Source organism: Candidatus Jordarchaeum sp. (assembly GCF_052745115.1).
Genome location: NZ_JBRAKS010000151.1, coordinates 1 through 9,124 on the forward strand (window position 1 = coordinate 1; position 9,124 = coordinate 9,124).

8 protein-coding genes and 1 tRNA gene are annotated in these 9,124 nt (G+C 36.3%); 5 read left to right on the top strand and 4 right to left on the bottom strand.

The features are described from left to right. The first annotated feature begins 176 nt into the window (after positions 1-176). Entirely contained in the window at positions 177-3,602 is a 3,426-nt protein-coding gene (locus ACUVXA_RS11565; protein WP_445871421.1) for a DNA polymerase II large subunit, read from the top strand. A 43-nt stretch (positions 3,603-3,645) separates the two neighbouring features. After that, positions 3,646-3,921: a winged helix-turn-helix domain-containing protein gene (locus ACUVXA_RS11570; RefSeq protein ID WP_445871422.1), complete on the top strand. Its 276-nt coding sequence runs from the start codon at positions 3,646-3,648 to the stop codon at positions 3,919-3,921. A 123-nt stretch (positions 3,922-4,044) separates the two neighbouring features. Here ACUVXA_RS11570 and ACUVXA_RS11575 read toward each other — a convergent pair. Next, positions 4,045-4,132 (bottom strand) — tRNA-Val (locus tag ACUVXA_RS11575). A gap of 382 nt (positions 4,133-4,514) precedes the next feature. On the opposite strand from ACUVXA_RS11575, the gene ACUVXA_RS11580 reads away from it, so the two are divergent. Beyond that, complete coding sequence (locus ACUVXA_RS11580; protein WP_445871423.1) at positions 4,515-4,715, top strand: hypothetical protein; 201 nt, start codon at positions 4,515-4,517, stop codon at positions 4,713-4,715. A gap of 22 nt (positions 4,716-4,737) precedes the next feature. Here ACUVXA_RS11580 and ACUVXA_RS11585 read toward each other — a convergent pair whose 3' ends face one another. Then, positions 4,738-5,295, bottom strand: coding sequence for an archaemetzincin family Zn-dependent metalloprotease (locus tag ACUVXA_RS11585; RefSeq protein ID WP_445871424.1), 558 nt, complete (start codon positions 5,293-5,295; stop codon positions 4,738-4,740). A 172-nt stretch (positions 5,296-5,467) separates the two neighbouring features. Here ACUVXA_RS11585 and ACUVXA_RS11590 point away from each other — a divergent pair, with 172 nt between their 5' ends. After that, positions 5,468-5,761: a PRC-barrel domain-containing protein gene (locus ACUVXA_RS11590; RefSeq protein ID WP_445871425.1), complete on the top strand. Its 294-nt coding sequence runs from the start codon at positions 5,468-5,470 to the stop codon at positions 5,759-5,761. A gap of 86 nt (positions 5,762-5,847) precedes the next feature. After that, positions 5,848-7,239, top strand: coding sequence for a hypothetical protein (locus ACUVXA_RS11595; protein ID WP_445871426.1), 1,392 nt, complete (start codon positions 5,848-5,850; stop codon positions 7,237-7,239). Positions 7,240-7,249: 10 nt separating this feature from the next. Here ACUVXA_RS11595 and ACUVXA_RS11600 read toward each other — a convergent pair whose 3' ends face one another. After that, positions 7,250-8,254 (bottom strand): AIR synthase family protein, encoded by a 1,005-nt coding sequence (locus ACUVXA_RS11600; RefSeq protein WP_445871427.1) that lies wholly within the window; start codon positions 8,252-8,254, stop codon positions 7,250-7,252. Positions 8,255-8,535: 281 nt separating this feature from the next. Next, positions 8,536-9,124, bottom strand: a 589-nt coding sequence (locus ACUVXA_RS11605) for an amidohydrolase family protein (protein WP_445871428.1), incomplete at its 5' end; no start/stop codon positions are given.

Below are 9,124 nucleotides of genomic sequence, written 5' to 3' on the forward strand. Positions count from 1 at the left end.
TCTCTCCACTATAAGGGTATCCCTACCCCCAAAAACTCATTTTCAAATACTGAACAACTTGAAAAAATACTTCGTGATCACTATAATAGTTGCTAATAACTGTTGCTAAGAAAAAATTATCCTGTATTGTAAAATTTTTAAAAACTAAAGTATTATTTTATGTTGGAGATGGGCCAATGACTAGTGCCAGTGACGGAATGTTAGAATATTTTAAGACAATAGAAAGTGACTTTGATGAACTATTCACTTTAGCAAGGGAAGCGCGTAGCAGGGGCTATGATCCCTCCAATGAGCCTGAAATATTGACTGCAAGAGATGTTGCAGCAAGGGTTGAAGGCTTGATTGGACTTAAGGGTGTTGCTGATCGTATACGTGAGTTAAGCGTGAAAATGACTAGGGAAGAAGTGGCCTTTAAAATTGCAGAAGAAATTGTCTATAGAAAATTTGGAAATTTAAATAATGATGAAGAAGTCGCTGATAAATCCATTCGCTTGGCACTAGCCCTATTGACCGAAGGTGTAACCGCGGCTCCTATTGAGGGAATAGCAGAGGTTAAGATCAGAAAGAATCTTGATAATACGGAGTATTTGGCAGTTTATTTTGCTGGACCTATAAGATCCGCGGGGGGAACAGAACAAGCGAAAACAATTCTTGTGGCTGATTTTGTTAGAAGGCTTCTCCATTTGGACAGATATAAACCTACGGATGACGAAATAGAACGCTTTGTTGAAGAGGTTGATTTATATGAGCATAGAGTTACCCATTTACAGTACCCTTCCACCCCAGACAGGATAAGAGAGGTTATGAAAAACCTTCCAGTTGAGGTAACAGGCGAGCCAACGGATAAGATAGAAGTTTCAGGGCACCGGAATCTCTCAAGAATCGAGACAAACCAACTAAGAGGAGGAGCCATTCTGGTTCTCAATGACGGTTTAATTGGTAAGGCCTCAAAACTCAAAAAAATTGTCGAACGCATTGGGTTCGAAGGATGGGAATGGTTATCAAAATCTAAAGAAGAAAAAGAAAAAGTGGAAGTAAAGCCTAGTGCAACTTACCTTACAGATGTTATTGCTGGCCGCCCGGTTTTTGGAGAACCATCAGCTCTTGGCAGTTTCCGACTTAGATATGGTCGTTCTAGAAATACAGGTCTTTCCGCCGTAGGCATTAATCCAGCCACAATGATAATTTTGGATGAATTTTTAGCCCCAGGAACTCATATTCGTACAGAAAGACCTGGCAAGGGTGCAATAGTTCTTCCCGTAAACAGTATCGAAGGACCCATTGTGAAGACTTTAGACGGGTCGGTTAGAAGAATTAATACTGTGGAAGAAGCTAATGAAGTTGCTAATAAAATCAACAAAATTTTGTTTCTAGGAGATCTTCTCATAGCGTATGGTGAATTTTTAGAAAATAATCATCCACTAGTCCCCTCAGGTTATTGCGAAGAATGGTGGATTCAAGAACTCGGAAAAAAAATTAGTGAAAAATTTGGGGTGGATATGCAGCGGGCTTCTAGTTTTATTGGGATAAATAAAGAACGTCTAGAACGCATTACTGAAGACCCGTTTTATTTTAAACCTACAGCAAAAGAGGCTCTAAACATTAGTGAGGCTTTAAACATGCCTCTTCACCCAGAATATACCTATTGCTGGCATGATATACACGCAGATGAGGCTGTTGAACTTAAAAAATGGTTAGAGAAAGTTGAGATAAATGAACAAGATAAAATTATTGCAAAAATACCAGATCAAATTAAAGAAATCTTGGAAAGGTTGGGTGTGCCTCATAAGTTTGAGAATAAGAAAATTATAATCTCTGAACATGCACCGGTTTTATTGAGATGCCTACCAAAGGATAAGAAAACACAGAATCTTGCCCCATATCAATTTGGTGAGGGAATGAGTGGACTTGATGTTGTAAAATCGCTTACAGATATACCTGTGCGAGAAAAGGCTCCGATTTATATAGGAGCAAGAATGGGAAGACCGGAAAAAGCTAAAGAGAGAAAGCTTTCTCCTCCGGTACATGTGTTGTTCCCTGTTGGATTAGAAGGAGGGAGTACAAGAAACATAGTCAAAGCCGCTGAGAAAGGGGTAATATCCATCGAAATTGCGAAAAGGCGATGCCCTGACTGTGAAGCCATTACCTTCCATAATTTTTGTCCTTCATGTAAAAAAGCGACTTTAGCAATGAACACCTGCCTAAAGTGTAATCTCTCTTCAGAGAATACAGTTTGCCCCAAATGTGGTGGAAAAATGCAGCCCTTTGATCAGAGAAATATAAACTTAAAAGAAGAGTTACAAAAAGCCTTAAGAAAAATAGGAGAGGAAACAGTCAAAGAAGTGAAAGGTGTTCAGGGATTAATAAGTGAATCAAAAATTCCTGAGGTTCTAGAAAAGGGAGTTCTCCGAGCCAAGTATGATTTGTATGTTTATAAAGATGGAACAATTAGATTTGATGCCACAGATGCACCACTCACTCACTTCAAGCCTAGTGAAATATCGGTATCAGTGGAGAAATTACGTAGATTGGGCTATACCAAAGATTATGAAGGCAAACCACTCGAAAATGAAGAACAGATAGTAGAGTTGAAACCTCAAGATGTAATAATTTCGGAAAATTGTGTTAACCACCTTGCCCGAGCGGCAAACTTTATTGACGAGCTTCTAACAAAATTTTATGTAATACCAACATACTACCAGATAAATAGTATTGAGGATCTTATAGGGCATCTTATAATAGGTCTTGCACCGCACACATCAGTGGGTATTGTTGGAAGAATTATTGGATTTACCAAGGCGCAGGTTTGCTATGCTCACCCATACTGGCATGCTGCAAAAAGAAGAAATTGTGATGGTGATGAAGATTCCATAATGCTTGCCTTAGACCCACTATTGAACTTCTCCAAACTATTTTTGCCTAAAAAAAGAGGTGGAATGATGGATACCCCCCTGGTTATAGCAGTTGGATTGGAGCCTCAAGAGGTTGACAGCGAGTCACACAATATGGATGTAATGGAACAGTACCCTCTCGAATTTTACGAGAAAACATTGATATACGAGGATCCTAAAAAGAATGAAAAATTAATGGACATAATTTCACATCGACTTGGTAAGCCAGATCAATACGAAAATTTCAAATTTACACATCCAACAAAAAATATATTTCAGGGGCCTCAAAGCACGAGGTATAAAGAACTTAAAACCATGATAGAAAAAGTCCAAGCTCAATTAGAATTGTCAAACAAAATACGGGCATCAGATGCAAAGAAGGTAGCAATTAAAATTACACAAAAACATTTCATTCGCGACATCGCTGGTAATCTAAAAGCATTTTCTACTCAAAAAAGTAGATGTTTAAATTGTAATAAGAAATATAGGCGCCCACCTCTTCAAGGTAAATGTCCTTCTTGTGGAGGAAAACTTGTTTTAACAGTATATCAAGCGGGAATAGAAAAATACCTACCCTTCGCATTATCACTCTCAGATAAATTTGATTTACCACCATACCTAAAGCAAAGATTAAAACTGCTAAAGCAGAATATCGGACTAATATTCGAGGAAGAAAAAGTCAAACAAGCAAAACTAAGTGAGTTCTGCTAATTTGAATAAAACTTTTCCACTAAAGAAAGGTTAGAGGGTAAAAATGCCTCTGATTTGGAGAAAAAAACCATATGAACCTAAAGCGGTTCTAAGAAGAAAGAGGAATATTACACCGGGAATTGAAACCAGAACCCTAATACTTAAAAAAATTAGGCATAAAGCTAAAACAGCCAGTGAAATAGCAAAAGATCTGGATATGTCATACACAAGAGTACTACAACAACTCCTGAGTATGAAAAAAGAGGGTATAGTAGATAAAACTATTGAAAAGCCCTATAAATGGTCACTCACAGGATTAGGACAACAAGTCTTAGCATAGATCAAACTCTTTAACTGTATCTTGTTTAAAAATGTCTTTAATTACCTTTGGAGAGTCAATTTAATTGAAGACAAACTAGAAAGATAACAGAATAGGGTTTAATGTAGAAATTTTTCAGAGGAATGGGCGTACCCGGATTCGAACCGGGGATTCGGCTCCTAAGATTTACCGCGACGTGAGCGCGGTGTCATAACCGCTAGACCATACGCCCAAGTTTTATATTATGCTTAAGAATGTATTAGGAACTACTACTTTTTAGTTTTGCTTTTGAGAATAAAAAATTTTTCAATCATTTTTTAAACTTGCAAGATACCCAACATATATTCATGACACTTTATAAGTTTTTTAAAATTAACGAGTACTAGATTGTAGAAAATGATGTTAATCGAGATTCATTAAAATAGTATTGGCCAGTAAATACTGATTCATATTTTAATTTCAATCTAGATATTTTGAAATTAGGTAAAAGTATAATTAGGAAATTTAGAGGAAACATATTCAAAAATAGTTAAAAAAACAAGCTTCTCAAAAATTATGAAATATATTTATATTCTGGGTAGTTTCAAAATTACCAAATTAGTGGAGGTTAAATTTTGCCTAGAGAAATAGTTGACACAGAAAAATTCGTTGAAATATCTAAGGATGCAATCGAGTGCCGTATGAAAGTTATAGGAGATAATGAGGTTAAATTCAAGCTCCGAACCAACAAATATCTTTATACCTTGAAAGTTGAGAAAAAGAAAGCTGAAGAAATAAAAAGCAAAATTAAATGTTCTGTGGTAGAAATTAAGTAGATTTTTTATTTTAATCATTTATTTAATCATCGATTCGCTTATAAGATTGTTTTCTCATGATCTGAGATTGACATTTCTCGCAAAAATTTTTACTTTTTAGATCAGTGTCCAATACTTGATTCGAAAAAAACATTACACAGCGGGGATTTGGGCAATGTTTCAGTGCAAAGCTATGGCCTAATTCATGCACAGCTTCCTTTGTAGAGCGTTCAAGAAAAATTTTTTCGTTATACGGTTGCCCATAAAATTCAGGTCTAAGCCTGTGGGTAGATATTACGCATACACCACCATCTATAACCGCTTGACCGAATATGAAGTTTAAACCATTTGTATAAAGATCTAGGGAGGTTATTCCTAGAAATTTTGAGGTTTTGCTATTAACACACTTTATTAAAGCTTTTAGAAAGGGAGAAGAATAATACTGTCGCCTTTTTGGATTGAATGCGCCCTTTGGTATCGATATCGCGTCTGAGATTGTGACATGTAAAGGATGAAATATAATACTAAGTTCGTTTTTTAGCTTCTCAAGTAGATTTTGTTCAATATCGCCAATTGGTACAAGAACTATTCTGAATTCCAAGTCCCTATCCCTCAATAGGTTGAAAGTTAAATCTAATGAATAAAACTATGATTGTGATTACTTAGTTTAAATTAAATATTTTACTAAATTGATCATTCCAATACGCTTTACAAAGTTTTATTAAAAAGATACGACATAATCTTTTCAACCAAAAATAAAACGGGGTTCGATATTGTCTAAAGCACTTAAAGATATCATCAATAAAAAGATTGTGAATGAACTCGGAAAGAGAGTTGGACAGATAGTAGATCTGGTCATAGATAAAAAAAGTGGTAAAATAGTAGCTGTTGTAGCGAAGGCAAGTAAATCCGAAGAAATTCTTCAGAATTTAACAAAAGACGAGAAGGATAATATCTATATTCCGCTATCGGTAATTTCAATTATAAAAAACGAGTTTCAAATCGATGAGAAAAAATTACGATTAATTATTTTAAAGAGAAAAACAGTGCAAAAGCAAGAATTTTAAAAAAATAGCCATCATTAAGTTTCAAGATTCTATATTTCTTTTTCGTGGGGAATAAATACTATCCTAAAAGAATTTTGTGGATGGCTATGATTGTACAAGGAAAACCAAAACTCAAAACAATAGAAGAGAAAGAATACAGAACTAGAAGAACGGAAAAGCAGAATTACATAGTAAACAAGATAATAGAAAAATTTCAGAAACTCATACCAGTAATAAATGAACCACAAATATTGGAAAATTATAACAAATTATTAAATCAACTAACTACTTTTGACGAAGGATTAGAAAAACAAGTTTTGGATCATATCCTAGAGACTCTGAAAAAATCGAAATTAGACGAATTACAATTAGGTATTGACAGCTTTCTCAGGATTTTCGAAGATATACTTCAAAGCTTTACTATAAGATTAAATTCAAGTGATGTAAAAATACTTGAAGCAATTTATTTACAACCCCTAATATCACTAGAAGGCATTTGCTCTACCACTAATCTAAGTTGGGGTACAGTTCAGAAAAGATACAATCAACTTACCTGTGGAAATGTCTATAAAGTAGTAGCAGTTCCAAATTATGAGAAGTTAGGACTAGTACCAATAATAGTAATCACCCTAGGCGGTGAAAGGGAAATCTATAGTCAGTATTTAACATCTTTCCATAAAAACAATGGATGGTATAATACCACAAGATTATGGGAGATTCTGTTACCTGAATCAAATGCGAAAGAAAGCGAAAGAATAATTCTTAGACATATGCATAACCCGCAGATATTTGAAAAAACATTCGTAACCAGCAGTATAAATTTTTACTATTATGATCGGAACAGCAAAAAATGGAATATAAACTGGTTCCACTGGGAACTACAACTAGAAAAACAGGAAAAAACAAGTCTAACAATTAATCTGAACCGACACGCTAATAAAAAGAGAAAAATCAAGAAAATAGATCTTAAAATTCTATCACATTTGACAGAAAACCTCAGAAAAGAGCAGAGAGCCATCGCACAGACATTGAATACCAGTGAATCAAAAGTATCCTTATGTAAAAAAGTCTTAAACTATGAAAAATATTTTACCCCAATCACACAACTTACAGAGAGAGCGGGACTAACAGAGAACCTGCTTATTATATCCAAAGAAAATTTCCAAGAAATCCCTGCTGCTTTCCTGAAACTACCCCAAATCACAGTACATAAACTAACCGACCATAACAAAAAAACTAAACAAACAATAATTCAAACTAAACTCCCTCCAGGGTCAAAGACAAGAATTAAAGAAATCCTGGAAAGAATATACCCAGACATCCAATTCTCAAATTATACAATTCAAACAGAAAGCTTTCCCAAAGGAATCGCAGAAATGTTTGATGAAAAAAACCAGAAATGGATATGGAACCCACTAACCCTCAAAATTTACGAAAAAAGCATCCAAAACCCAGAATACAGAAATTATGTCGATCAGACCCAAAAAATTGAAGCATAAAAAACGCTCACTAACCCAGTTTAGCTTTGAGAGCAACCCATAGCTCTTCCCGGATAGAGGGACCCACATTAACTTCCTCTCCCCCACTACGAACTAATATTCTTTTACTAGATGTGACTCTACCAATTATGGTAGAGCTAACGCCAACAGATCTAATAGCATCTAAAGCCCTTGATTCTTCTCCAGATTTAACAGTTACTAACAAAACCCCACTAGAAATCAAACTCAATGGATTCACTCCCAAAGTGGAGCATATCTCCAAAGTTTCCTTTGCCACAGGAACCGATTCCTCCTCCACCCTAAAACCGACGTTCGAAGCCTTAGAGAGCTCCACTAAGCCACCAAGCAACCCTCCCTCAGTAGGATCATGCATAGCGGTGACAACCCCACTTTCATTAACAGCTAAAGCTTCTCTCACTACACTCAGATTAGAAAAGAAGGATTGTGCCCTCAATAAAAGCGGCCCGTCCAAAACCCTACTCAAATCCTCAAAACGGTCAGTAGCAAGAATGGCAGCACCCTCCAAACCCACATGTTTGGTCAAAATTATAACATCACCAGCACGAGCACCACTGGTCAAAACTAATCTATCCTTAGTAGTCTCACCAAACATAGTACCACATAAGAGAGGAGTCTCTAAAAAGGGAACCACCTCCGTATGGCCACCAACAATACATACGCCAATCTCCCGTGCAGCCTCATCTACATCCCTGCAAACCTCTTCCAAAAAATCTTCCTCCGCTCCCTTATTCAACAAAATTGTGGAAGTAAAATATCTCGGAACCGCCCCTCTCACCGCCACATCATTAGCATTCACATGAACAGCATACCAACCCATCTTACTCTGAGTGCCAGTAATAGGATCCGCCCCCACAACTAACAACTTTTCCCCAAAATCAATAACAGCAGCATCCTGACCCACAGCAGGACCACAAATCACTCTACCACAATTAACCCCACTATAGGGAAAAACAATCTTCTCTAACAACTCGTTGGAAACTTTACCAATAGGCAATCTCATAAAATCACCGATTACTAAACTAAACAAGTGCTAAAAATTCTCATAAACAAAGACAACAGCGACAATACTTAAATCTAAGGGTAGCAACAATAATAAAATAAACAATTTAATATATCAAAGTACAAGCGAATAAAGCAAACTCAAAACTCAAGATCTACATCATTGCCATCCAGCAGTCAGAGGGGTCAGATATATCATCGTTTGCAAGTATTTTAATATACAATTTCATTTATTAAATAATCCCCCCAAAGACGCAAATACTATTTCTAGATTCCTTATTGAATTTTGTAAAGTTTAGCCGCTGCCTTTCCCATTATTATTTCGATTTCGTTTGAGCTAAACTCTATGCCCAAAGGAGATTTTGGATTTTTCACAGCTTCCACCCAATTTTTGAGAGGCATCACCACATTGAGCATAGAACCATCGGTTCCAAACAAAACCCTCCAAGGACCAAGCAGATCAATAGCCATTCTTAGAGGATACCAAAGGTAGTCTGGATTGTTAATATATATAGTCTGCCATCCGGAGAAATCTAGGTAAACATTTGGCTTCATAGACGCCAGATCCACTGCTTCTCTCCACCAGCCATGCCCCATATGCGCAATAATTATTTTCAAATCTGGAAAATCCGCAGCCACGGCATCAATGTACTTTGGTTGCGAATACTTAATTATCATTGGAGCCGGTTCATTTCCAGAATGTATCAACACAGGCACCTCATATTCCTGAGCCTTTTCGTAAAGAGGGTTCACAACAGTAGAAAGATTTAACGATAAATAATACCATTCTTGGACTTTAATCATGAACCCAAACATCCGCAGAGATGTCCAATACAAGGCTACAACCCTGCCCACGAGAACCAAG